Origin of the sequence: Pseudomonas nabeulensis, from assembly GCF_004682045.1 — a bacterium.
Lineage (GTDB): Bacteria > Pseudomonadota > Gammaproteobacteria > Pseudomonadales > Pseudomonadaceae > Aquipseudomonas > Aquipseudomonas nabeulensis.
The window spans coordinates 1-25,969 of record NZ_QUZT01000039.1; the positions used below are offsets into that span (position 1 = coordinate 1).

At 59.9% G+C, this 25,969-nt stretch carries 16 protein-coding genes, 1 pseudogene and 2 riboswitches; of the genes and pseudogenes, 6 read left to right on the plus strand and 11 right to left on the minus strand.

The genetic code is table 11. From position 1 onward, the window contains the following. Positions 1 to 27: 27 nt before the first annotated feature. Complete coding sequence (gene poxB, locus DYL61_RS19660; RefSeq protein WP_135309704.1) at positions 28 to 1,752, minus strand: ubiquinone-dependent pyruvate dehydrogenase; 1,725 nt, start codon at positions 1,750 to 1,752, stop codon at positions 28 to 30. Between the two features lie 77 nt (positions 1,753 to 1,829). After that, a complete protein-coding gene (locus tag DYL61_RS19665) occupies positions 1,830 to 3,062 on the minus strand; it encodes an NADH:flavin oxidoreductase/NADH oxidase family protein (protein ID WP_135309705.1) in 1,233 nt (410 codons plus the stop codon). Positions 3,063 to 3,133: 71 nt separating this feature from the next. Between DYL61_RS19665 and DYL61_RS19670 the strand changes: the two genes are divergently transcribed. Further along, entirely contained in the window at positions 3,134 to 3,538 is a 405-nt protein-coding gene (locus tag DYL61_RS19670) for a MerR family transcriptional regulator (protein WP_135309706.1), read from the plus strand. A 39-nt stretch (positions 3,539 to 3,577) separates the two neighbouring features. Here the strand turns inward: DYL61_RS19670 and DYL61_RS19675 are convergent, their stop codons facing one another. Continuing rightward, a complete protein-coding gene (locus tag DYL61_RS19675; protein ID WP_003235539.1) occupies positions 3,578 to 4,072 on the minus strand; it encodes a DUF934 domain-containing protein in 495 nt (164 codons plus the stop codon). Further along, the gene (locus DYL61_RS19680) at positions 4,056 to 5,714 is read right to left on the minus strand and encodes a nitrite/sulfite reductase (RefSeq protein ID WP_105698109.1); all 1,659 of its coding nucleotides are present in this window, start codon (positions 5,712 to 5,714) and stop codon (positions 4,056 to 4,058) included. The genes DYL61_RS19675 and DYL61_RS19680 overlap by 17 nt, the downstream gene beginning before the upstream one ends. A gap of 474 nt (positions 5,715 to 6,188) precedes the next feature. On the opposite strand from DYL61_RS19680, the pseudogene DYL61_RS31425 reads away from it, so the two are divergent. Then, positions 6,189 to 6,323 (plus strand): annotated as a pseudogene (locus DYL61_RS31425) (LacI family transcriptional regulator); the annotation flags it as partial. A 283-nt stretch (positions 6,324 to 6,606) separates the two neighbouring features. Next, a complete protein-coding gene (locus DYL61_RS19690) occupies positions 6,607 to 9,540 on the plus strand; it encodes a S8 family peptidase (RefSeq protein WP_135309707.1) in 2,934 nt (977 codons plus the stop codon). Positions 9,541 to 9,579: 39 nt separating this feature from the next. Here the strand turns inward: DYL61_RS19690 and DYL61_RS19695 are convergent, their stop codons facing one another. From DYL61_RS19695 to metH, 3 genes are all read right to left on the minus strand, one after another. Beyond that, positions 9,580 to 9,798, minus strand: a complete 219-nt coding sequence (locus DYL61_RS19695; protein ID WP_135309708.1) for a DUF2970 domain-containing protein — start codon at positions 9,796 to 9,798, stop codon at positions 9,580 to 9,582. Between the two features lie 48 nt (positions 9,799 to 9,846). Then, entirely contained in the window at positions 9,847 to 14,601 is a 4,755-nt protein-coding gene (locus DYL61_RS19700; protein ID WP_135309709.1) for a dermonecrotic toxin domain-containing protein, read from the minus strand. A gap of 120 nt (positions 14,602 to 14,721) precedes the next feature. Further along, on the minus strand, positions 14,722 to 18,432 hold the full coding sequence (gene metH, locus DYL61_RS19705) for a methionine synthase (protein ID WP_135309710.1): 3,711 nt from the start codon (positions 18,430 to 18,432) through the stop codon (positions 14,722 to 14,724). Between the two features lie 167 nt (positions 18,433 to 18,599). Between metH and DYL61_RS19710 the strand changes: the two genes are divergently transcribed. Next, positions 18,600 to 20,879 carry a fatty acid cis/trans isomerase gene (locus tag DYL61_RS19710; RefSeq protein WP_135309711.1) on the plus strand — a complete coding sequence of 760 codons (2,280 nt, stop codon included), beginning with the start codon at positions 18,600 to 18,602 and terminating at the stop codon, positions 20,877 to 20,879. Positions 20,880 to 20,973: 94 nt separating this feature from the next. Next, the gene (gene nfuA, locus DYL61_RS19715) at positions 20,974 to 21,558 is read left to right on the plus strand and encodes a Fe-S biogenesis protein NfuA (RefSeq protein ID WP_003190728.1); all 585 of its coding nucleotides are present in this window, start codon (positions 20,974 to 20,976) and stop codon (positions 21,556 to 21,558) included. Positions 21,559 to 21,933: 375 nt separating this feature from the next. On the opposite strand, the gene cobM is transcribed toward nfuA, so the two are convergent. The 4 genes from cobM to DYL61_RS19735 form a co-directional block, all read right to left on the minus strand. Further along, positions 21,934 to 22,680 (minus strand): precorrin-4 C(11)-methyltransferase, encoded by a 747-nt coding sequence (cobM, locus tag DYL61_RS19720; protein WP_135309712.1) that lies wholly within the window; start codon positions 22,678 to 22,680, stop codon positions 21,934 to 21,936. A gap of 69 nt (positions 22,681 to 22,749) precedes the next feature. After that, entirely contained in the window at positions 22,750 to 23,142 is a 393-nt protein-coding gene (locus tag DYL61_RS19725; protein WP_135309713.1) for a cobalamin biosynthesis protein, read from the minus strand. Beyond that, positions 23,139 to 23,837, minus strand: coding sequence for a CbtA family protein (locus DYL61_RS19730; RefSeq protein WP_135309714.1), 699 nt, complete (start codon positions 23,835 to 23,837; stop codon positions 23,139 to 23,141). The genes DYL61_RS19725 and DYL61_RS19730 overlap by 4 nt, the downstream gene beginning before the upstream one ends. A gap of 11 nt (positions 23,838 to 23,848) precedes the next feature. Next, complete coding sequence (locus tag DYL61_RS19735; RefSeq protein WP_105698117.1) at positions 23,849 to 24,037, minus strand: CbtB domain-containing protein; 189 nt, start codon at positions 24,035 to 24,037, stop codon at positions 23,849 to 23,851. 97 nt (positions 24,038 to 24,134) lie between these two features. Next, positions 24,135 to 24,338: riboswitch (cobalamin riboswitch) on the minus strand. Between the two features lie 274 nt (positions 24,339 to 24,612). After that, positions 24,613 to 24,812: riboswitch (cobalamin riboswitch) on the plus strand. Between the two features lie 93 nt (positions 24,813 to 24,905). Here DYL61_RS19735 and cobW point away from each other — a divergent pair. Beyond that, a complete protein-coding gene (gene cobW, locus DYL61_RS19740; RefSeq protein ID WP_135309715.1) occupies positions 24,906 to 25,967 on the plus strand; it encodes a cobalamin biosynthesis protein CobW in 1,062 nt (353 codons plus the stop codon). The last annotated feature ends 2 nt before the right edge of the window (positions 25,968 to 25,969 follow it).

Sequence of the window (25,969 nt, forward strand, 5' to 3'; positions counted from 1 at the left end):
GGGCTTGTCCCCTCCCACATTTTTAGATCAGCGCAACCAATTGGTGCGCGCCAGTTCAATCACTTCATCGCCGCGTCCACTCATCACTGCTTTAAGCATATACAGGCTGAACCCCTTGGCCTGCTCCAGCTTGATCGTCGGCGGCATCACCAGTTCCTGACTCGCCGTCACCACATCCACCAACACCGGCCCATCATGCGCCAGCGCGCGGCGCAGGGCGGGCTCCAGGTCTTCGGATTGCTCCACACGAATCCCCAAAATACCCATGGCATTGGACATGGCCGCAAAATCCGGGTTTTTCAGTTCGGTGCCGGCGTCCAGATAACCTGCCGCCTTCATCTCCATGGCCACAAACCCCAGGGACGAGTTATCGAACACGATGACTTTCACCGGCAACTTCAACTGCGCCAATGAGATGAAATCCCCCATCAGCATCGCGAAACCGCCATCGCCGGACATCGAGATCACCTGCCGCCCCGGAAACGCTGCCTGCGCGCCAATCGCCTGGGGCATGGCATTGGCCATCGAGCCGTGGTTGAACGAGCCAATCAGTCGACGCTTGCCATTCATCTTCAAATAGCGCGCCGCCCATACGGTCGGCGAGCCCACATCAGCAGTGAAGATCGCATCCTCGTCCGCCAGTTCGCTGAGCAAACGCGCTACGTATTGCGGATGGATCGGCCGGTTGGCCTTGGACGGTTGCGCCAGGTCATCCAGGCCTTGACGGGCTTTCTCGTAGTGCTTCAACGATGTCTCGAGGAAGCTGCGGTCGGTCTTGCGCGTCAGGCGTGGGAGCAGGGCGCCGATGGTTTCACTCACGTCCGCTGCGATACCCAGGTCCAGCGTGGCGCGCCGTCCGAGTGCTTGCGGATTGAAGTCAACCTGGATGATTTTTGCATCGGTGGGATAAAACTGGCGGTACGGAAAATCCGTACCCAGCATGATCAGCGTGTCGCAATCGAGCATGGCGTGGTAACCGGAGCTGAAACCGATCAGGCCGGTCATGCCGACGTCGAACGGGTTGTCCCACTCCACGTGCTCCTTGCCGCGCAAGGCGTGCACCACCGGTGCGCCCAAGGCATCGGCCAGGGCCACCACTTGATCATGGGCGCCCGCGCAGCCGCTGCCGCACAGCAGGGTGACTTTCTGGCTACTTTCGAGAATATCGGTGAGGCGTTGCAGGTCCTGCTCCGCCGGCAGCGTGCGTGGCACGTGAAGGGCGGGCCATGGCTTGAGCTTGTCCTCCACCTCCAGCAGCGAAACGTCCCCGGGAATCACCACCACCGCCACGCCGCGATTGAGGATCGCCGAGCGCATGGCGCGGTGCAGCACCTGGGGCATTTGCTCGGGGTTGGTCACCAACTCGACGAAGTGGCTGCATTCCTTGAACAGCTCCTGGGGATGGGTTTCCTGGAAGTAGTTCAGGCCGATTTCAGTGGACGGAATTTGCGCGGCAATCGCCAGCACCGGCACATGGTTGCGATGGCAGTCGAACAGGCCATTGATCAAGTGCAGGTTGCCCGGCCCGCAACTACCGGCGCACACCGTCAATTCGCCAGTGGCGGCGGCTTCGGCACCGGCGGCGAACGCGGCGACTTCCTCGTGGCGCACGTGCATCCACTCGATGCTGTCCATGGTGCGCAGGGCGTCGGTGAGGCCGTTGAGGCTGTCGCCGGTCAGGCCCCAGATGCGCTTGATGCCCGCCTGTTCAAGGGTGGTCGCCAACTGTTGGGCCAGGTTGATTTTCGCCATGAAGAACTCCAATCGTCAGTGAGGTTAAAAACTGCTGATCAATAGGGGACAGTTCGATCACGGCGAATGCTCCGCCCTTAATGTGAAGATTGCGTCATGGTTGCGCGGTATTGCCGGGTACGCCGCGCGATAAACCACTGGTCCCGCACCAGTGCCACGCAAGGCGCGACCTTGGCCTTGGGCAAATGGCCGCGGCTGAGCCGGTGCATCTGGTAGCGCACCACTGCCAGGATGGCGAGCGACGCCAAGGGCTTGCGCTTCCAGTCAATCGGCTTGAGTTGCGGGTTGGGATCGCGGCCCTCGCGCCAGTGCTTGATCAGCTGCGGCTCCAGGGTCAGGGCCGTGGCGATACCGGCCATGGCAATGCCGCTGTCCAATACCTGTTGCACGATGGGCAGGCGGCGGATGCCACCGGTGACCATCACCGGCATCTTGGCGATGGCGGCCAATGAAGTCGCCATCTCCAGGAAGTACGCCTCGCGTGCCAGGGTGCGGCCGTCCCGTGCTTCGCCTTGCATGGCCGGCGCCTCGTAGCTGCCGCCGGACAGCTCCAACAGGTCAATAGGCAAGGGGTTAAGCATCTCGACTACGGCGCGGGCATCGGCCTCTGCAAAGCCGCCGCGCTGGAAGTCCGCCGAATTGAGTTTGACCCCTACACAGAACGACGGGCTGACGCTGGCACGCACGGCGGCAATTACTTCCAGCAGCAGGCGAGCGCGGTTCTCCAGGGAGCCGCCCCAGCGGTCGGTGCGCTGGTTGCTCAGGGGCGACAGGAACTGGCTGATCAGATAGCCGTGGGCGCCGTGGATCTGCACCCCGGTAAACCCGGCTTTTTCGGCCAGGCGAGCGCTGGTGGCAAAACGTTGGATCACGTCCTGGATATCCTCCTCGGTCATGGCCTTGGGCTTGGCGAACATTTTCGAGAAGCCTCCCAGGTCGAGTGCAACGGCCGACGGTGCAATGGCTTGCTGGCGCAGATTGGCTGGGGTCTGGCGGCCTGGATGGCTGAGCTGCACCCAGAAATGCACGTGCTTGCCCCGCGCGACATCGGCCCATTCGCGAAAGCTCTGCAATTGCTGCTCGTCTTCCAGGGCAACGCCGCCGGGGCCGGTCATGGCACGGCGGTCGATCATCACGTTGCCGGTGATCAACAAGCCGGGCTCGCCTTCGGCCCAGGCCTTGTACAACTGCTTGAGTTCGCGAGACGGCGCCTGGTGCGCATCGGCCATATTCTCTTCCATCGCCGCCTTGGCGATGCGGTTGGAAAGGATCTGGCCATTGGGCAGTTGCAAGGCTTCAAAGGGTGACATGGGTTGACTCCTGAGCGGGGGAGGCCTCAGGCTAAGCTTAAAGTTAACTTTAATGTCAAGCAGGCCTGGCGATGAATATTGGTGAGTTAGCAAAACAGAGCGGATTGGCAGCGTCGCGTATTCGTTTTTATGAAGCCGAAGGCTTGATCAGCCAGGTGGGACGCCAGTCCAATGGCTATCGACGTTATGCACCCGAGGCATTACAGACCTTGCAGTTGATCCAGAGCGCGCAGCAGGCCGGCTTCACCTTGCAGGAACTCAAGGCGTTGATGCCCGCGCCGGGGGAGCACAAGCGCGAGGAACTGATTGAGGCGTTGGAGCGCAAGGTGCAGCAGATCGAAGAGATGCAAGCCCAGTTGGCCCACAGCAAGGCGCAATTGTTGGGCGTGATAGAGGCGGTGCGGGCGCAGCCGGAAGGAGTCCCCTGCAGCATGGGGCAAAAGCAGGTGCTCGCGTCGATCAAATTGAACGCATAAAAAAACCCTGGCATGCCAGGGTTTTTCGTAAGCGAGTGCTTAGCGACGGCGGAACAACGGCAACGGTTCATCCGTTGCAGCCTGGTACGTCACCGAGAAATCCTTGAGGCTTTCCAGCGCTTCGTACGGGTCTTTGTCGGCGCGCAGGGCGAAGGCATCGAACCCGCAGCGGCGCAGGTAGAACAACTGGTCGCGCAGCACATCGCCAATCGCCCGCAGCTCGCCTTTGTAACCGTAACGGTCACGCAGCAGGCGCGCATTGGAGTAGTTGCGACCGTCGGTGAACGCCGGGAAGTTCAGCGCGATGACCTGGAAGTGTTCCACGTCGGCACCGATCTCTTCGGCTTCCTCATCGGCGTCCAGCCACACACCCAGGCCGCCATCGCGGGCCTTGAGGGCGTGGCCGTGTTCGCGCCACAACGCCAACGGTACGATCAGGTCGTCGCAGTTGGAGATGCCGTCGAAGCTCGCGTCCTTGGGCAGCAGGTGCCAGGTTTCGTCGAGGACTTCGTTGTTCTTAATGATTCGCTGCATAGACGCGCTCCTTGAACAGGTCAATGCCGATGCGCTGGTAGGTGTCGATGAAACGCTCATCTTCGGTGCGCTGTTCGATGTACACATCGATCAACTTGCCGATCACCTCGGGCATGGCTTCCTGGGCGAAGGACGGGCCAAGGATCTTGCCCAGGCTCGCATCGCGGCTGGCGCTGCCACCCAGGGACACTTGGTAGAATTCTTCGCCTTTCTTGTCCACGCCCAGGATGCCGATGTGGCCAACGTGGTGGTGACCACAGGCGTTCATGCAGCCGGAGATGTTCAAGTCCAGCTCGCCGATGTCGAACAGGTAGTCCAGGTCGTCGAAACGGCGCTGGATCGATTCGGCAATCGGGATCGACTTGGCATTGGCCAGGGAGCAGAAGTCGCCGCCTGGGCAGCAGATGATGTCGGTCAACAGGCCGATGTTCGGCGTGGCGAAACCGCCTTCACGCAGCTCGCCCCACAAGGTGAACAGTTGGCTTTGCTCAACGTCCGCCAGAATGATGTTCTGCTCGTGGGAGGTGCGCAGTTGGCCGAAGCTGTAGCGGTCGGCCAGATCGGCGACGGCGTCCAGTTGCTTGTCGGTGATATCGCCTGGGGCAACACCGGTTGGTTTGAGCGACAGGGTCACGGCAACGTAGCCGGGCTTCTTGTGCGCCAGGGTGTTGCGGCCACGCCAGCGGGCGAAACCTGGGTGTTCCAGGTCGAGGGCGGCGATCTCGGCGTCCTGATTGCTCAGGGCCTTGTACTCAGGGTCGACGAAGTGCTTGGCAACGCGATGCACTTCGGCGTCGGTCAGGGTGGTCTGGCCGCCGCGCAGGTGTTCCATCTCGGCGTCGACTTTCTGGGCAAATACCTCAGGGGTCAGCGCTTTGACCAGGATCTTGATCCGGGCCTTGTATTTGTTGTCACGACGGCCATAGCGGTTGTAGACCCGCAGGATAGCGTCGAGGTAGCTCAACAGGTCCTGCCACGGCAGGAACTCGTTGATGAAGGCACCGACCACCGGAGTCCGGCCGAGGCCGCCACCCACAAGGACGCGGAAGCCCAGCTCACCGGCTGCGTTGTACACCGGCTCCAGGCCGATATCGTGCACTTCGATGGCCGCACGGTCCGAGGTCGAGCCATTGATGGCGATCTTGAACTTGCGTGGCAGGTAGGCGAATTCCGGGTGGAAGGTGGTCCATTGACGGACGATTTCACACCAAGGGCGTGGGTCGATCAGTTCGTCGGCGGCAACCCCGGCGAATTGGTCGGTGGTCACGTTGCGCAGGCAGTTACCGCTGGTCTGAATGGCGTGCATCTGCACGGTGGCCAGTTCAGCCAGGATATCCGGCACATCTTCCAGGGCCGGCCAGTTGAACTGTACGTTCTGGCGGGTACTGATGTGGGCATAGCCTTTGTCGAAGTCACGGGCAATCTTGGCCATCATGCGCATCTGGCGCGAAGTCAGTTGGCCGTAAGGCACGGCTACCCGCAGCATCGGCGCAAAGCGCTGAACATAAAGGCCATTTTGCAGGCGCAGAGGGCGGAACTCTTCTTCGCTCAGTTCACCTGCTAGGTAGCGTCGGGTCTGATCACGGAACTGCTTGACGCGGTCCTCGATGATGCGCTGATCGTATTCGTCGTATACGTACATATAGGTCCTGTTCTCGGCAAATCTGCGCGCACGGCCGCGCACTCCCAACGGAGCCGGCGCACGATACCAGTTTGCGTTTATGCGCAAAAGTGATGTTTGAGTATATGCAAATAACCAAAATGACTAATGAGACTGGTTCTCGCCATAACCACATTTGTCATATGGACAAGCATGGACTTAACTGAGGTCGAGTCTTAGTGCAATCACCTACAAAACCGACAAGAGGCGATGCGATGAGCAATCCGACAAAAGCCCGTAAACCCGACAGTACCGTGGACGCCTGGGCCATTCTGTTCCTGATTATTCTGGTGGTGGGAACTGCTGTGTTCTGGGTGAGCCACCAATAGGACCGTCTGCTTGAGCCTCGATTGAATGTCGCATTGCCATTATGATGGCGGTCAGTATTCAAGGCTTGAACAATATGTGAAGGTTCTGATTACCGGCGTGTGGTTGCTGGGGGCGGCGTACGGGGCGATGGCTCATGCGACGTCAGTGGTGTTTCCCAACCTTGGCATGTCGACGGAAACCTTCTGGGTCGGTTACGCGCAATTCATGCAGGCCGCGGCCAAGGACCTCGGCCTGGATTTGCGTGTGCGCTATTCCGAGCGCAGCTACGGCGTCGACTTTCGCAGGTTATCCGCCTTGGGCAAGCCTGGAACCTACTGTTATCCGTTCAGTTTGCAGTTATTGATGCAGTAACGGCTGCCTGCCTGGGCGCGAAAAGTACCCTAGACTCAATAGCACTACGAAATTGCGTGTTGAAACCGTAGTGTGATGTGGTGGCGTGATTGCTGGTGGTGCGAGGTGCTGGATGCGCCTGGCCGGTCGTACATCGTAGGTACAGGTTTAAAGGAGGCTCGCTTCATACCGACATCTACACAGGACTACCACCATGGTCACCCTCAAGAGCCATACCTGGCGGAGGGAGAGAGTTGGAATTCCTCTTGCCTGCGCTACAGCAGTAGCTGCAATTGCATTGCTCACTACCGGAGTGCAAGCCGCGACGCCCGGTGCAATCATTGTTGTTCAGCTCAAGAATGATTTATCTCAGTTCAGGCAGCAGGCAGTGACAGACGCCTCCGTCAAGCGCTCATTGAATGCTCTTGCACAGTCAATCCCGGACATCGGCTCGTCGTTCAAACGCAGCGCCAGACAAAATGAACTCAAAGCCAGCTATGGCATTGAGCGCTCATTCACCGTCGATGTCAGCACCAAAACCCCAGCGCAAAGAAACCAGATCCAACAACATTACTTGCAAAACGCATTGGTGCTGTCGGCTGATATAAACGACGTGTCGGACGTCCCGGCAACGGATGTGGGCCATACCGTCAAGGCGAGGCTTGGCGCCCGAGCAAGTGCGGAGTTGGAGGCCCGATATAAAGCCGGTCCGATTCCAGAAGCGGGTTACGTGTTGGGCGGGATCAATGCCAATGCCGTGAGTGCAATGCCTGGCGGTAAGGGCGATTACGCGCGCGTGGTGATCGCCAGTAACAACTATTGGAATCGCAGTCACGAAAGCCTGCCATCTGTCGCCTTCTCGCCTATCCGGGGTCCACAACGACTCAGTTGCAGTACTTACTACGATGTGGGTAATAACGCGACCGCTGCTGCAGGCATTATTGCCGGTAAAAACAATGGTGTCGGTGTTGCGGGTATTGTGCCGAATGCGCAATTGGCCGCTGCACCGGCGACGTTTGGCGGTCTGTATGACGAAATCTACGACCTTGGCCTTAAGTCTGGAGATGTGGTGGTGCTGGATGCGCATTTCAGCAACACCACGACGCGCTTTGGTGATCATACGACCTACCCGGGTGATGTATGCCCAAAAGCCAACCCTACCGATAAATACAGTACGACGTGTCAACTGCCGTCGGTTGCCTACGAGAGTACGCAACGAAGGATTGAGATCCTTACCGAGGTAATGGGCGTGCATGTGGTGCTAAGCACCTCGGGCGGTGTCGACAACGGGCAGCATCCCGCGAGCCCAATGAATCTGGATGCTCCGGATTTCAATGGCCTGTTTGATCCTGATAGAAATGATGACGGTGCCATTTATGTCGCAGGCATTGATCCGAAGACAGGCGCATCGCTGGGTTCCAATTATGGTCGTCGGGTTGACTTGGCAACATGGGCCACAGATATCGCTTATCCGAGTTATCACCCGGGCGGGGGCCACAACACCTACTCGCGGTATGACAAGGACGATGTGCTCAATTACCCCTTTGCCGCGTATATCGCGGCTGGGGCAGTTGCACAGGTTCAGAGTGTTGCCTTTGCCAAAGGACTGGGGCCTGTTCCTCCCAAGCTTATGCGGCGTCTGCTGGTTGAGACCGGGCATGACATCCCGGGCCACGACGCCAATCAACCCGTAGGCAAACAGCCTGACGTCAAGGCTGCTGTCGACAAGATGCTGACCGAATACGCGCGGGGTTTCCCTCCAGAGCCAGAGCCGCCATTTCGTATCAAGCGCGTGGTGGGTTTTGATGCGCCTTACTACGGGCGGGACTGGGAGTATCGCCCGATTACGAACCCCGCCAACGCGCTCGGTGTGACTTACAGATGGAATAACGTGGAAGAGCCGCTGATTGCAGCAGGCCCTACCGCAGCCGATGGTACAAGGCGGCTGGGCGTTGACTGGAGCGACGGGCTCAAAGCCCGCAATCAGACTATTACATTGACCGCTCGTGATAGCCGAGGAGCCACTGACACGTGGACTCGGCAGTTGAGCGTGCCGCCTATAGTGTGGCGGTATAACGGAGAGTGGAATGTGCCGGATGAGCTGTCATTGGGCCAGTCGGTAACCTTGAGCGGAAAGCTCATGGCGCCCCTCGCCACGGGGCATAAGGTGTATTACTACTGGAAGGCGCCAGCACTGTTTCACGGTATCAAGGAGGGCGTTGCGCTGATGCCGAACTCATACAGTCTACCGCTGACGGTCCCGGCGTCGATTGAACCCGGCACAGCGGTCAACATCCAGTTTCTGGCCACGGATGCACCTTTTTTGGCGTCTACCCAGTTTGCCAGGACCCAGCCGGGAATGTTGCTGAGCAAGACGGTAACCATCAAGCAAGGTGCGGGTTCCGGGCCAAGTGGCACCTTGACCGGTCCATCATCGGTGCAAGGTGGAAGTCATTACCTCTTCAAGGTCGATAATGCTCAAGACCCGGCAGCCTCGACTTTGACCTATCGGTGGATGCTGCCTACGGGGTTTGCAGACCCCGGTAACAATCCAACCGCCATGGGCTTTGCTCCGGGACTGACCGAGACCGCAATGGTGCCGGTCAAAGTGGAAATCACCAACGCACAAGGCCAGTCCGTGGTCTTGTCGCAGGACGTGACATTGGCGGCGAACTTGCCGAGCGGGGAGATCCAGGGGCCGTCGCCCATCGTGATGAACTCAGGTGAAACCAGGGTGATTGTGGTCAAGGCGACTGTGCCAGGTGGCGGCATACCCGGTTACCGCTGGAGTGTCCCTCAAGGCTTTACGTCGACGGGAGCGACCACGGACACTCTCACATTGACCGCGCCAACCACCGAACAACCGATGACCGCAGTGGTGTCGGTTATCGTCTCGGCAGGGAGCACCAACCAGGTAATCTTGTCCAGAAACCTGACTGTGCAGCCATCCGCTTCCGGGCCTGGAGCAGGAGCGTGCGGTGCACCTTGGAACCCGAGTACGGCCTACCCAACCCCGGGCGTCGTTGTCTCGTATGGTGGCATCAATTATGCGGTCGCCCATTGGACACAGGGGCAGCAGCCTGATCAGAACTTCGTCCTGAGCGGCAGTGCTAAACCGTGGCGACAAGTGGGTCCTTGCTCACCTTGAAATGGGTGATCGAGCCCCTCGCGAGGGGGGCTCTTTTATTTAGATTCCAGCGAATAGCAGGACCAGCTTGACGATGCCAAACAACGTCAGCGCAAACACCGCTGTGAACAATACGCCCAGGATCACAAAATGGCTGGGCTTGCCATGGGTGAAGTCCCGCGCACGGTTCTTGCCACTCTGTACGCCAAAGGCTGCCGCCATGACGCTATGGAGCATCTGCCAGAAGGTCGGTGGTTTATTGTCGCTGGGATCGTCCATATCGGCCTCTCTATCAAACCCTGCTCCCTAGCATAGTCAATCCGACGGTCAGCGTTTGGGCGGCTCCAGGTTCAGGAACAACTCCCGATCCAGCGGCGGATAGATCACCGCTTTCTCCAGGTTGACCACCTGGCGGTTATTGCTGCGCGCTTGTTCGATCAGCTCCTTGCGGGTAAACAAGCGTTCCTCCCTGGTTTTCAAGTGTCCGAACGTGGGTGCGAAGGCAGAGGTGTCGGCGCTTGGGTAATGGAAGTGCGCGTACCACAGCACGGAATCCTCTGGTTTTTTGCCGGCCGCGATCGCGCTTTTGTCGCGTATGGCGTACTCCGTGAGAAAGTCTCCGGCTTTGAGGCGGACACGCCTGCGTACCAAGTTGATGTCGACAAAGCCGTATTTCCACAGATACGCGACATTCGATGCTTTGGGGCGTTGCTGTTTGTACCCTTCGCTGCACACTTCGCGTGCCAGCTTCATCAGCGTGGATGACGCCTCCCGGTAAGATTCAATTAACACCGCCGCGTTGGCGTGATGGGCATGGTCACGTTGAATTTCATCGGCCAGGGCCGACAGTTGGTTGGCCTGCGGGGTCAGCATCTCGTCCCACTCCAGGGGTCTGACTTCCTCGCGGCGTGTAGGGTCTTGCAGCTTTTTTTGCTGGTTGCGTATGGTGTGTTCGATCCCGGCACGCCGGGCCATGACGGTTTGTGCTTCCCGGGCAATGGCATCGACAGTGCGAACCAGCGGAGCGGGCGCCGGGCTGGGCGCCTCGGCGGGCACTACCTCAACCCAAACACCCTCCTGGGCATGTTCAAGGTAAGTGGCTACGACCTTTTTGGTGACGGCGTCCTGAATGTCCACCAACCTTCCGGGAATGTCGGGTGAGGAAGCGCGCAGATTCCCGACCAAGGTGTCCCGACCACGGGTCTTGAACACGATCTTGCCGGGCAGTTTGCTGCGGGTCGAAGCAGTTGACGCCGGTAGTGATGCGAACCCTTCGTTGGCGAGAATCAAATCGGCCAGGTGCGTTTCCAGGCTGGTGCGTGCGTCGTGCAGGTGCTCCAGAAACGGCGCGCGGTACTCCTCGCGCACAAAACCCGAGCCCATTTCAGACAAGGAGGTGACCGCATTCTCCAGCCGTTCGTAGAGCTCCAATACACTTTTAAGCACATCGCTCTCTTCGCTGACCGTGTAGCCGCTGGTTTCTCGCACCTCTGCATGGGACAGGATGACCTTATCGCGCTTGGGGTCCGACAGCTCCATAACGAATGGATATTCCGCCGGCTCCCGTGAGTTCTGGCTGCGATCAAACACCAACTCGGACAAGAACAGTAATACGCTTTGCTTGATACTGACCGATGAGATAGCGGCGTGATCAGGTCTTTCTGTCGTCAGAAACTTACGCAAGGCCGGGTCGGCCTGGCGCAAAATCGTCTCGATCTTTTCTGCCAGCGTCGCCATCTTTTTGAATAGCGTGACTTGTTCTCGCCAGATGAGCTGGATTTCTTCGTAGGCATGGTTGACGTTCTCCAGTAACTCGCGGCTAGAGCGATCACTGAGTTCGCCGTAGCTTTCGCCGCGGGCGGTTTCGGAGGTGTCGGACAGTTTTTGCAACTGGATATCGTAAAGCGAGCCCCAGTAGCCCGCGATGGAGTTGACCGCGATATCGCGCATCCGTCTGTTTTTAGGGTTGCTCCGGTCAATGACCATCAGTTGTTCGGCTTTTGCCTGGTGTTGCTGCGTGATGGGCAGGCGCCGCTGCGCATCCTGCAGGTAGCGGTCCACGGCGATGTCAAACTCGGCTTTGGCGATGGCGGTGAGTTGTATCTCTCGCTCATGGCGCTCGGCGACTTTCTCCCGCAATGCCGGTAAGGCTTTGCCAAGCAAAACCCAGACCTGACGCAGTGTTTTTTTCTGTTCAGCCAGCTTGATGCGCGCAGTATTCACCGCGTCCAGCAACGGGCCGGCGGCGATCTCGTCGGCGACTAACTGGTATCCCAGTGCCGCCAATTCTGCACGTAATCCCTTGACCTGTTCATCGTGCTGTTTCTGCCATTCAGACAACCTGTCCCTGGGCATGCCGCCTTCCAATCGTGCACGGCGGTCCAGACGCCAATGCCCTTGGTTGTCACGGATCAATTTAAAACCAGGGTGGTGCGGGCGCTGCGGATGCACCACATAGACATCCCCAAATCCCGGCACCACGTTGACCTGAAAAAACAACCCGCCGACGCTGGCGTGCCAGGTATCGCCGATACGGTACAGGCCTTTTAGTGGGCCGCTGTCCTGGGGAGCTGGCAGCGTGTCCGGCCAGGGTACATTCACAGAAAGCAAGGCGTGCAGCAGGTTCGCGCTGGCCTCAGGGCTGGCAATGGAGCGGGTGAAGTCCAGCGCGGTGTGGCCGCTTGCCGGCGGTTCGCCGGACAGTGCGACAGATCCTTGCCTGATGGAAGCTGGGCGTCGTGGATCAGAAGGGGTGGCGGGGCGCGTCCAGGGCACCATGTGCAACCTGTTGTCCCCTTGCTCGGGTTTTTTGAGTGGCTTTTTCCCTGCGCTGCCGTGCAGGAGCACCATCGCGCAATTGAGCAGTAGGTCAATCAGCGCCAGTTCGCGGGTGATCGGATCGTTGCTGTCCAGCCCGGCGAAGTCTTGTTGCACACTGCTGACCAGTACCACGAACCAACCGGCCAGCATCGCCGGGCCGCGTACCAACGGGAGCAGGAAGGTGTTGAACAGCAGCCAGGCACCCTCCATCACAATGGCCCAGCGGCTTTCGTGGTTGGATACCGATTCGCGGTCCGCCAGGTCGACCAGTGCCCGCGCCGTGCTGCCAAACAGATGGTTGAGCAATTGGCCGTTGACCTGCGACTGCAACCATTCCTCGGCTCCGTCATCTACCGCGAGAGTGGCGGGCGCGGGTGTGTGCGCAACTGAAAACTCATCGCCCTGCAGGAAATGCACGATGTGCGGCTCCTTGAAACCACCCTGGGCGTAGACGGGGCGGGCCCGGTCGGTCAGCCAGGTCAGTACGCTGTCTTGCAGCTCGCCGGGTGCGGCCAGCGCATCCAGCAGCGCTTGGCGGGTGGGGTATTCGTGCAGACAATCGGTGTACAAAGGTCGATAGAGCAGGTGCGGACCCGCGCTGGGATTGCGCGACTCGATAATGAACAGGTTATTGGCAGGGTCGGGTATCGCCTCGGCCTTGCGGCAAAGTGCAAGCGGCCTCAGTACCACTTCTTCGCCATCGATGGTGCGATCAGAGGGCGATTCGCCCATCAGCGCCTTCACGTAGCGATAACCTGTGGTCGTGAGGCCGTTTTGTTGGCGGATCTTGAACTCCAGCGCCTGCATGGGCAGCTTGGCTTTTAGCTCGCGGACAAACAGCTGTTCCCGGCGTCGCGCGTCGACGCTGTCGCCCAGCAGCAGATCCTTGATGGCCTGGGGGTAAGCGGTACCAATATCGACGCGCTGGATCAAGCCATCGTTGTCCAGCAGATAGTCCTCGGTCAGCCAGATCGGCAATGGCTGATTGTTCAACTGTGACAGCGTCGGCGTGCCCTTGGGTTTACCGGCCAGGTTTTTCACGGCCAGCTCTGTCAATGTCATGCGCACATGGGTGATAAACCCGAAGCCTCCGAGGTAGCCCGCTGCGAGAGCGAAGTCCAGTATCAGGTGGTCGGGATCGAAATCAGCGTGATCAGCCTGCATCTGCTTGCGCAACGCATTGCGGGTAAAGCCATGCAGGGTTTCAATCCCTTCGTTGAATGAGCGTCCCTGGTTCTTTTTCACCACCTGAGCCATATCCTGCAAATGCCGGTGATAGGCAAAGCGATCATCGGCATTAGCCTGTTTGAGCCAGTCCGGGAGTTGGCTGTTCAATGTCGCGGAAAGTGCGTCGGGAACAGGCGGGCCGCCGGCAAACAACAATGCAGGGTCCGTCAGCTTATTCAGACGCGCTTGCAGGGCTTCTTCGTTTGAGCCTTGGAACGAGAGGTTGCCCAGGTCCTCAAGCTGTTGGTTGAGGATCAGGCCCGCCTGGCGTTCGAAGACATTGCCGTTAGGCTCATTGCGCCTCCACGTCAGGCTGTCGAACGCAAATTGTTGGTACATCCGTGCCCCCCAGGCCGTGCTGAACGCATCAATACCGTCGTAGCATTCCACAACGCCGTTGGTGGGGTAGAGCAACACTTGTTTGTCGCGAACCAACAGCATGTCGGGCGTGAGGAGTTGTACCTGTTGGCCGGCGCTGGTCAGGGTGGTTTCGATGAAGTAGACGTACACCGCAGGCGTGGCCCGACGTAGTCGTTTATCGGTGTCTGGCCAGGTCGCAACGATTGACAGTATTTCTCGCTGCGCATCCGTCAGGCTGGACTGGCGGGTCGCCGCGACGCTCATCTGGCCGTTCAACCACTCGCCCAACCATTGCCAGCGGGAACTGCCGTGGCTATCGGTATCACTCCAGTAGTCCGCCAGGGCCTGCTGGAAGTGGATATACAAGGTGGCCGGCAAGGTGTCGATGATACCGGCCAGGGCCTGCATATCGACGCTCGGCGACGCTAGACGCTGGGGCGGGTTCAACGTAAGGAAGTGTGAAGTCAGATCCAGCGGTTGTGGATCAAGCACGTGGGCGATGGCCACATTCAACAGCAGTTCGAATGTGTACTCGCCGGAAGGCTGAGGGCGCGCCAGTTTGACCGTCAGCAGGTCCAGTGTGGGGTAGTGTGCACGCAGCGCGTTGAATACCACCGAAACCAAGGTGGGGCGCGTTGCAAAACGTTCGTGAACGGCTTGAGCGGGCTGAAGCATGACGAAATCCTTTTTCCTGTACGGGACCGGTGATCGGTCCACGACAGCAAAACGTATTTCGTCAGCAGGGCGGCGGTAAGCAAAGACCGCCAGCAACGGCGGCCTGGATGCTAGTGGCTATTAATTGTCGTAACCCAGGTTCGGTGCCAACCAACGCTCGGTCACGCTCAGGTCCTGGCCTTTACGCGCGGTGTAGCTTGCCACCTGATCCTTGTCGATCTTGCCCACGGCAAAGTACTGCGCTTGCGGGTGGGCAAAGTACCAACCGCTGACCGCTGCCGCCGGGAACATCGCATAGTGCTCGGTGAGGAACACGCCGCTGCGGCCAGGCTCCATTTCACGCGCGTCGGGGTCCAGCAGCTGGAACAAGGTGCCTTTCTCGGTGTGATCCGGGCACGCCGGGTAGCCGGGGGCAGGGCGGATGCCGCTGTACTGCTCTTTGATCAGCGCCTCGTTGTCCAGCGCTTCGTCTTTGGCGTAACCCCAATGTTCTTTACGCACTTGCTGGTGCAGCCACTCGGCGCAGGCTTCGGCCAGGCGGTCGGCCAGAGCCTTGACCATGATCGAGTTGTAGTCGTCGCCGGCGTCCTGGTAGGCCTTGGCGACTTCTTCGGCGCCGATGCCGGCGGTGGTGATAAAGCCACCCACATAGTCGGTCACGCCGCTGTCCTTGGGTGCGACGAAGTCGGCCAGGGAGAAGTTCGGCTTGCCGTCGGTCTTGATGGTCTGCTGGCGCAGGTGGTGCAAGGTCGCCAGCGGTTTGCCGTCGTCGCTGTAGACTTCCAGGTCGTCGTCATGCACCTGGTTGGCCGGCCAGAAGCCGAACACCGCGCGGGCGCTGATGAGTTTTTCGTCGATCAGCTTCTTGAGCATTTCCCGAGCGTCGGCGTACAGCGTGGTGGCGGCTTCGCCGACGACTTCATCCGTGAGGATGCGCGGGAATTTGCCGGCCAGGTCCCAGGAAATAAAGAACGGCGTCCAGTCGATGTACTCGGCCAGGACATTCAGGTCGATATTGTCCAGCACCTTGGCGCCGGTAAACGTTGGCACGACCGGGCTGTAGGTGCTCCAGTCGAACTGCGGTTTCTTGGCGATGGCCGCCGCGTAGCTCAAGCGCTCGGTGCGGGCACTGCGGTTCGAGGTACGCTCACGCACTTCCACGTATTCCTCGCGGGTACGTTCCACGAAACCGGCTTTCAGCTCCTTGGACAGCAACTGCGTCGCCACGCCCACTGCACGGGAGGCGTCGGTGACGTACACCACCGCATCGTTGCTGTACTTGGGCTCGATCTTCACCGCCGTGTGGGCCTTGGAGGTAGTGGCGCCACCGATCATCAGCGGCAGGTGGAAGTCCTGGCGCTGCATCTCACGGGCAACATGCACCATCTCGTCCAGGGACGGGGTGATCAGGCCGGACAGCCCGATAATGTCGCACTTCTGCTCCTTGGCCACCTGCAGGATCTTCTCCGCCGGCACCATCACGCCGAGGTCGACGATGTCATAGCCGTTGCAACCCAGCACCACGCCGACGATGTTCTTGCCGATGTCGTGTACGTCGCCTTTGACGGTCGCCATCAGGATCTTGCCCTTGGCTTCCGGCTTGTCGCCTTTTTCCAGCTCGATGAACGGGATCAAGTGGGCCACGGCCTGTTTCATCACGCGGGCGGATTTCACCACTTGTGGCAGGAACATTTTGCCGGCGCCGAACAGATCGCCGACGATGTTCATGCCGGACATCAACGGCCCTTCGATCACTTCGATGGGGCGTGCGAACGACAGGCGCGACTCTTCGGTGTCTTCAACAATGTGCGTGGTGATGCCTTTGACCAGCGCATGTTCCAGGCGCTTGTTCACGTCCCAGCCACGCCATTCTTCGGTCTCGGCTTCCTTGACGCTGCCGTCGCCTTTGTACTTATCGGCAATGGCGAGGAGGGCGTCGGTGCCGTCCGGCGTGCGGTTGAGCACCACGTCTTCCACTGCATCGCGCAGTTCCACCGGGATCTGGTCGTAGATCTCCAGCTGGCCGGCGTTGACGATACCCATGGTCAGGCCATTGCGGATCGCGTGCAGCAGGAACACCGAGTGGATCGCCTCACGCACCGGGTTGTTGCCACGGAACGAGAACGACACGTTGGACACGCCGCCAGAGGTCAGCGCATACGGCAGCTCGTCGCGGATGTAGGCGCAGGCGTTGATGAAGTCGACGGCGTAGTTGTTGTGCTCTTCGATACCGGTGGCGACCGCGAAGATGTTCGGGTCGAAGATGATGTCTTCCGGCGGGAAGCCGACTTCGTTCACCAGAATGTCGTAGGAGCGCTTGCAGATCTCTTTCTTGCGCGCTTCGGTGTCGGCCTGGCCGGCTTCGTCGAAGGCCATCACTACCACCGCAGCGCCGTAGCGCTTGCACAGTTTGGCGTGGTGGATGAACTGCTCCACGCCTTCCTTCATGCTGATGGAGTTGACGATGCCCTTGCCCTGGATGCACTTGAGGCCAGCCTCGATCACGTCCCACTTGGAGGAGTCGATCATGATCGGTACGCGGGAGATATCCGGCTCGCCGGCGATCAGATTGAGGAAGGTCACCATGGCCTTCTTCGAATCCAGCATGCCTTCGTCCATGTTGATGTCGATCACCTGCGCGCCGGCTTCCACCTGCTGCAGGGCGACTTCGAGGGCTTCGGTGTAGTTGTCTTCACGGATCAGGCGGGCAAACTTGGCGGAACCGGTGATGTTGGTGCGCTCGCCGACGTTGACGAACAACGACTGGCGATCAATGGTGAACGGCTCCAGGCCCGACAGGCGGCAGGCCTTCGGGATATCCGGAATCACGCGCGGCGCATAACCGGCCACGGCCTTGGCGATGGCTTCGATATGGCCCGGCGTGGTACCGCAGCAGCCGCCGACAATGTTGAGGAAGCCGCTTTGGGCGAATTCTTCGATGACCTTGGCGGTTTGCGACGGCAGTTCGTCGTACTCGCCGAATTCGTTGGGCAGGCCGGCGTTCGGGTGGGCGGAAACGTGGGTGTTGGCTTTGTTCGACAGCTCTTCCAGGTACGGACGCAGTTCGCTGGCACCCAGGGCGCAGTTCAGGCCCACGGAAATCGGCTTGGCGTGCGCCACCGAGTTCCAGAACGCTTCGGTGGTCTGGCCCGACAGGGTACGGCCGGAAGCGTCGGTGATGGTGCCGGAGATCATGATCGGCAGCTCAATACCCAGCGCTTCGAACACGCCTTGTACGGCGAAGATCGCGGCCTTGGCGTTGAGGGTGTCGAAGATGGTCTCGATCAGGATCAGGTCGGCGCCGCCTTCGATCAGGCCTTTGGTGGCTTCGGTGTAGTTCTCCACCAGCTCATCGAAGGTCACATTGCGGTAGCCGGGGTTGTTCACGTCGGGCGACAGCGAGCAGGTGCGGCTGGTCGGGCCCAGTACACCGGCGACGAAGCGCGGCTTGGCCGGGTTTTCTGCGGTCTTGGCGTCGGCGATCTTGCGCGCCAGGCGTGCGCCTTCTACGTTTAACTCGTAGGCCAGTTCTTCCATGCCGTAGTCGGCCATGGAAATGCGCGTGGCGTTGAAGGTGTTGGTTTCGAGGATGTCGGCGCCGGCATCCAGGTAGGCTTTCTCGATACCGCCGATCACGTCGGGACGGGTGATCACCAGCAGGTCGTTGTTACCCTTGACGTCGCTTGGCCAGTCGGCGAAGCGTTTGCCACGGTAGTCGACCTCTTCCAGTTTGTAGCTCTGGATCATCGTGCCCATACCGCCGTCGAGGATCAGGATGCGTTCCTTGAGGGCTTGATGAAGGGCTTGCAGACGAACGCTACGATCGGACATGGGACTACTCTAGGTCAGGCATTACGGAGGGCGTGAATCATAGCAAACCTGTGCCGATTTAGAGCATGTGCGGGTTTTGCATGAATATCGCTCATGTTGTGTTGGGGTGTGGCCCGGTAGAATCACCGGCTTATTTTCAGCGTACGCCTCGGATCGGAACCGGATATATGTCACTTCGTCTTTTTGTCAGCGCCGCGCTGTTACTGGTTGCCAGTGCCACACAGGCACAAACCCTGTCCTATACCCGCGATATTCAACCGATTTTTACCGAGAAGTGTGTGGCGTGCCATGCCTGCTATGACTCGGCCTGCCAGCTTAACCTCGGCAGTGCCGAGGGCGCGGCCCGTGGCGCGAGCAAAGTGCCGGTCTACGATGGCGAGCGCAGCAAGGCTACGCCGACCACGCGTTTGTTCTACGACGCCTTTGGCAAGCAGGCCTGGCAGCAAAAGGGCTTTTATTCGGTGCTGGATGCCCAGGGCAGCCAGGCGGCGCTGATGGCGCGCATGCTGGAACTGGGGCATAACGCGCCGTTGCAGCCCAATGCCAAGCTGCCCGAAGACATCGTGCTGGGCCTCAATCGCGAAAACATGTGTGCCCTGCCCGGTGAGTTCAATGCCTACGCCGGTGCCCATCCCAAGGAAGGCATGCCGCTGGCGGTCACCGGCCTGACCGACCAGCAATACCAGACCTTGCAGCGTTGGTTGGCCTCCGGTGCACCTATCGATGAGCAGGGCTTGGCGCCGAGCGCGAAGGAAGCCTTGCAGATTCAACAATGGGAAAACCTGTTCAACCAGCCCGGCGCCCGTGAAAGCCTGGTGGCGCGCTGGTTGTTCGAGCACTTGTTCCTGGCCCATATCTACTTCGAGAACGGTGAGCCGGGGCATTATTTCCAATGGGTGCGTTCGCGTACGCCGAGCGGACAGCCGATTGACCTGATCGCCACGCGCCGGCCGAATGATGATCCGGGCACCCAGGTCTATTACCGCCTGTGGCCGGTGCAGGGTGTGATCGTGCATAAAACCCACATCACCTACCCGTTCAGTGCCGAGAAGATGGCGCGTATCAAAGAGCTGTTCTACGCCGGCAACTGGCAGGTCAACGCCTTGCCGGGCTATGGTCCGGGTCGTCGCGCCAACCCCTTCGAGACGTTCGAAGCCATCCCGGCCAAGGCGCGCTACCAGTTCATGCTGGATAACGCCGAATACTTTGTACGTACGTTTATTCGCGGGCCGGTGTGCCGTGGGCAGATTGCCACGGACGTGATCCGCGATAACTTCTGGACCTTGTTCCAGGATCCGGATCACGACCTGTACATCACCGATGCCCGTTATCGCGGCCAGGCCACGCCTTTACTGGCGATGCCGGGGCAGAACGATGACGTGGGCAGTGTGCTGAGCCTCTGGCTGGCCTACCGAGACAAGCGCAATGAATATGAGGCGTTGCGCCGTGACAGCTATGCGGATATTCCGCCGCCAAGCTGGTCGAGCCTGTGGGCCGGTAATGACAACGCGTTGCTGAGCATTTTCCGCCACTTTGACAGCGCCTCGGTGACCAAAGGCCTGATCGGTGAAGTGCCGCAGACGATGTGGCTGTTCGACTACCCGCTGCTGGAACGTACCTATTACCAATTGGCGGTGAACTTCGATGTGTTCGGCAATGTGTCGCACCAGGCGCAGACCCGGTTGTATTTCGACCTGATCCGTAATGGCGCCGAGCAGAACTTCTTGCGCCTGATGCCAGCCGATACCCGTGAGGATTTCCTCGACGACTGGTACCAGAACAGCGGCAAGCTCAAGCTATGGCTGGATTACGAAGCCATCGATGATGACAAGCCCACCGGCCTGCATCTGGATGAAAAAGACCCGAAACGCGACTTCGCCAACCAGTTGCTCGCCCGTTACGGCGACCTGAACGCCAGCCCGGACCCGATCAACCGCTGCAGCGGTGCGTATTGCTCACGCGATGGCATCGACCCAGCGTTGCAGGACGCCGAGCAGGCGCTGAGCCGCCTGACGTCGCGCCCGGCAGCGGGGCTCAAGGTCATCGACCAACTGCCCGAAGCGACCATGCTGCGTATCGAAACCACCACCGGGAAACGCGTGGTCTATAGCATGCTGCGCAACCGCGCCCACAGTAACGTCGCGTTCCTGCTGGGTGAGGCCTATCGCTATCAGCCGGGCCTGGACACCGTGACCATCTACCCTGGGGTGCTGAGCAGCTACCCGAACTTCATGTTCAATATCCCGGCCCAGGACGTGCCTGAATTCGTGGCCGAAATGGAGAAGGCCAAGGATGCCAAGCGCTTCGAGCAGATCGTCGACCGTTGGGGCGTGCGTCGCAGCCACCCGCTGTTCTGGCAGTACTTCCACGACTTATCGACGTACATCCACGAAACCACACCGGTGGAAGAGGGCGTACTGGACATGAATCGCTATGAAAACCTCTGACAGGCGGTGCAGGTCTTTTCCGACAAAATTACTCGGACTTTGTACCTGCGTAATATTTTGGCGTAAACTGCCGGCAAGCCTGTGAGGAGTTTCCATGACTGCCATAACCATTACCGACGCCGCCCACGATTACCTGGCTGACCTGCTGTCCAAGCAGAACACCCCAGGTATCGGCATTCGCGTCTTTATCACCCAGCCTGGCACGCAGTACGCCGAGACGTGCATTGCCTACTGCAAGCCCGGTGAAGAGAAGCCAGAAGACACCGCGCTGGGGCTGAAAAGTTTCACCGCGTATATCGACGCTTTCAGCGAAGCCTTCCTGGACGATGCCGTAGTCGACTACGCCACCGACCGTATGGGCGGCCAGTTGACCATCAAGGCGCCGAACGCCAAGGTGCCCAACGTCAACGCCGACAGCCCGGTGAACGAGCGCATCAACTACTACCTGCAAACCGAGATCAACCCTGGGCTGGCCAGCCACGGTGGCCAGGTCAGCTTGATCGACGTGGTGGATGACGGTATCGCCGTATTGAAGTTCGGCGGCGGCTGCCAGGGCTGCGGCCAGGCGGACGTGACCTTGCGTGAAGGCATCGAGCGCACCTTGCTTGAGCGTATTCCGGAGCTCAAGGGCGTACGCGACGTGACTGACCACACGCAGAAAGAAAATGCCTACTACTGAGTAAGGCGTTCACTGCAAACAAAAAAAACGGCGCCCCGTGAGCGCCGTTTTTTATGCTTAAAATTCAATGACTTGCACCATCTACCTAACAAAGAAGTTTAAATGTGGGAGGGGGCAAGCCCTAGTGCCAGTCAGTTAAGAGATGGCAGGAGCAACACCGCCTCTGTAGTGAGCGGGCTTGCCCCGCGCTGGGGGGCGAAGCCGCCCCAAACCCTGGCACCGCGGTGTTTCAGTAAGACCGAGGCGGATGGATTTAGGGCGGCTTCGCCCCCCAGCGCGGGGCAAGCCCGCTCACTACAGAAAGCCGCTCATCTGCTGTTTCCTTAACTGACTGGCATTAGGGCAAGCCCCCTCTCACATTTTGAATGTGTTCCTTCAGGGTCGGTAAAGGTGAGCATGGCCGGCACGGTACAGCGACGACTCACTGAAACTATCACTGGCCAACACCCGACCCACCACAATCAACGCCGTGCGCCGAAACCCCTTGGCTGTTACCTTCTCGGCAATATCACTCAACGTCCCAATCACCCAATCCTGATCCGGCCACGTCGCCCGGTGCACCACGGCAATCGGGCAATCTGCGCCATAGTGCGGCAGCAGTTCGGCGACAATCTTCTCCAGATGGTTGACCCCCAAATGAATCGCCATGGTCGTGCCATGCTGCGCCAAACTGTCGAAATCCTCACCGGCCGGCATGCTGGTCTTATCCGCATAGCGAGTCAGGATCACGCTCTGGGCGATATCCGGCAGGGTCAACTCCGTTTCTAGCAGCGCCGCACAGGCCGCCACCGCTGTGACGCCAGGGATGATCTGGAACGGGATCCCCAGCTCGCGCAAATGGCGAATCTGCTCGCCAATCGCGCCATACAGGCTTGGATCACCCGAGTGCACGCGCGCCACATCCTGGCCCTTGGCGTGTGCTGCCTGGATCAAATCAACGATCTGTTCCAGGTGCAGTTCGGCACTGTTCACCACCGTTTCCGCCTGATGGCCGTCCAATACCGCCGCCGGCACCAGCGAGCCCGCATAGATAATCACCGGGCAACTGCGGATCAACCGCTGGCCTTTGACGGTGATCAATTCCGGGTCGCCGGGGCCTGCGCCGATGAAGTAGACGGTCATGGGGATTCCTGTTGAAAAGCGGACGAGCATGAAGATTGCTCATGATCGGGGAGGGCGATTATCGGGATTTTAGCCGGCGCATGCCAATGCAAAGGTGGCCTGGGCGGTTTTTTGACGGGTGATCAGCAGGCGCGCTTTGCTGCCGGTGAGCTGTTCGGCCAGCGCCAGAGCGGCGCTTTCGGCAATGCCATGGCAGCCAGTATGGGTGAAGGCTATCTCGGACTTGTGGCTCAGTCGGTCCTCGTAAACCGACAGTTGCGAGGCGTTGAAACACCGCAGTGGCAAGCCCAGCACTTCGGCCAGTGCCAGCATGCCAGGCTCATCTTTTTTCAAGTCGATGCTCGCCAGCGCGGTAATACGGTCGCGCGGGATACCACCCTCAGCGAGGGCGGCGTCAATCAGGTCCAGCAGGGTGTGAACGTCACAACCCCGCTGACAGCCCAGGCCTGCGACAAGCGTCATGCCGAGTAGTGATCATCGCGATTGCGGCGGAACAACCAGGCGCTGATCAGGCCCAAGGCCAGCCAGAACACCACGTTGGTCAGTTGCGACGCGATCTTGAACTGCGCTTCCAGAGCCTCGGGGGCCAGCATCGAGTGTACTTCCGGCTGCGGCGCGCCAATCACGTGCGGTACTACCAGAATCGCCACGCCCAGTGCCTTGAGCAGCCAGTTGCGACCGAAGACCACCAAGGCGATACCAGCAGCGGTGGAAGCCGCAGTGCCGATCCACCAGATTTGCCGTTGAGCCAGGTCAGCCGCGGCAGTGCCCGGTAGCTCAGGTGGCAGACCCAGGGTCGGCGCCAGCACGAACGTCGCATAACCGGCCAGGCCCCAGAGCAGGCCTTGAGCGGTGCGGGTTGGTGTACGCAGGGTGTAAAGGCCTGCCAGCATCAAGGCAAAACCCACGGCAACCACCAAGTTGCCACCGGTGGTCGACAACACGCGCTGCCAGCCATCTTCCGGCTCCCAGGCTTCGGCGTCGTGTTCGTGGGCCGCAGCGCCGTGTTCATGGGCCACTTCGGTGGCGGCGGGGGCGTGTTCAAAGGTTTCCGCCTGCAAAATCAGCGGGGCGACCCAAAAACTTTGCAGCAGGGTGAGCAACAGGGCGGCCGCAAGGCCAGTGAAACCTGCGGTTTGCGCAATACGCTTGATCATGTCGACAGGTCTCAGTGGCACGGGAACGCGGCGCTGTGGCGGGTATCGTGGGCGGCGTTGTGCACGGCCTCGATATGGGAGAACCCGGCGAAGTACACCAGGCACGCGCCCAGGATCGACGCACCAATGGCGGCGGTCAGGCGTTGGCTGAGGGTGGCGGTGTTGCTGGTGGCGTGCGAAGTGCTGCTGATGATCGACATGGCGCGTCCCTTTCAGGTGTCAGGGTGAAACGAGCGCATGAAAACCCCGCGAGCCAGGCACGCAGGGTTCGAACAGCGCCCGCCCACCGCGGGTTTGTTATCTGATGATTTTCGGGCCGGTCTCCGGGCTTGCGAGGGGCCGATGGCCTTCAAGCGTCTCCTTCCCATGCCTTGCCGGCACAGTGGATCTGACACTTCACTCGCTTACCGTTGCGGGGGCAGCACCGGACTTGCCATAGGGATATGGCTCACCGGTTTCCCGTTTCACCCTTTGCAGGGCACCCGAAACAAGATGGGTAGGAGAGCATGGGGGGGGCGGGGAGTCAACACTCGGCGCCTCGCCCAAGGCTCGGCGTTCCCTTCGGCCAGCGTGGTTTAACGGGGCGGCTAAGATCAAAAGCCAGAGCCAGGGCAAACCACCCTCTACCTGATGTATGAAGGGCAAGTGTGGGAGGGGGCTTGCCCCCGATAGCGGTGTATCAGCTGAAAATTTATTAGCTGATATTCCCCAATCGGGGGCAAGCCCCCTCCCACATTTGAACTATGCCCATCATTGACCATCCCCCAAGCACTGCGTAGCCTTGCACCCTCGAGGTTCTTCGGCCCAGGTCGAAGCTAAGAAGGGAACGCGGTCCAAGCCGCGGCTGCCCCCGCAACTGTGAAGGGTTCAGCTGACTGCCACGCCACTGCCGAAACGGCGGGAAGGCGCAGCCAGCGTCGGTCGCAAGACCCGCACGCCCCAAGCCAGGAGACCTGCCTCGCAACCGATTTTCTACTTCAACCGGGCGGGGTGATCCGGTGACGAAATCCGCTGCTGCGCGCCGTCGCAGGGCCACTCGTCCCGTATGCCCGCCCCAAAGGGCATCCGATGAAAACACTGGCCAAACTCCCCGTCACCATCGTTACCGGCTTCCTCGGTTCGGGCAAAACCACCTTGCTGCGCCATATGCTCGACAACGCCCAGGGCCGTCGTATCGCGGTGATCGTCAATGAATTCGGCGAGTTGGGTATCGACGGTGAGATCCTCAAGCAGTGCTCCATCGGTTGCACCGAAGAAGAAGCCAACGGCCGCGTGTATGAGCTGGCCAACGGCTGCCTCTGCTGCACCGTGCAGGAAGAATTCTTCCCGGTGATGCGTGAACTGGTGGCCCGTCGCGGTGACCTCGACCATATCCTTATCGAAACCTCCGGCCTGGCCTTGCCAAAACCCTTGGTACAAGCCTTCCAATGGCCGGAAATCCGCAGCGCCTGTACCGTTGACGCCGTAATCACGGTGGTCGACAGCCCGGCCGTGGCCGCCGGCACGTTCGCCGCATTCCCGGACCAGGTGGACGCCCAGCGCAAGCTCGACCCGAACCTGGATCACGAATCACCCCTGCACGAGCTGTTCGCCGACCAACTGGCCAGCGCCGACCTGGTGATCCTCAACAAAACCGATCTGATCAACCCCGAAGACCTGGCCCGCGTGCGCCAGGAAGTCGCCGAAGAGCTGCCTCCAGCGGTGAAAATCATCGAAGCCAGCAGCGGCCGCCTGCCGCTGGACGTGCTGATCGGCCTGGGTGCCGGCTCCGAAGAACACATCGACAGCCGCCACAGCCATCACGATCATCACCACGAAGGTGAAGACGACCACGACCACGACGCCTTCGACTCGATCTCCATCGACCTGCCTCAAGCCGACGAAGCCCTGCTGCTCGATGCCTTGACGCAATTGGTTGTCCAGCATGGAATTCTGCGGGTCAAAGGTTTTGCCGCGATCCCGAACAAGCCGATGCGCCTGTTGATCCAGGGCGTGGGCACGCGCTTCGACAAACACTTCGACCGTGCCTGGGGCGCAGAAGAAGCACGCACCACACGCCTGGTGCTGATCGGCCAGGACCTGGATGCCGCAGGCCTTGAAGCGCAACTGCGCGCTGCCCTCAGCGTTTAACC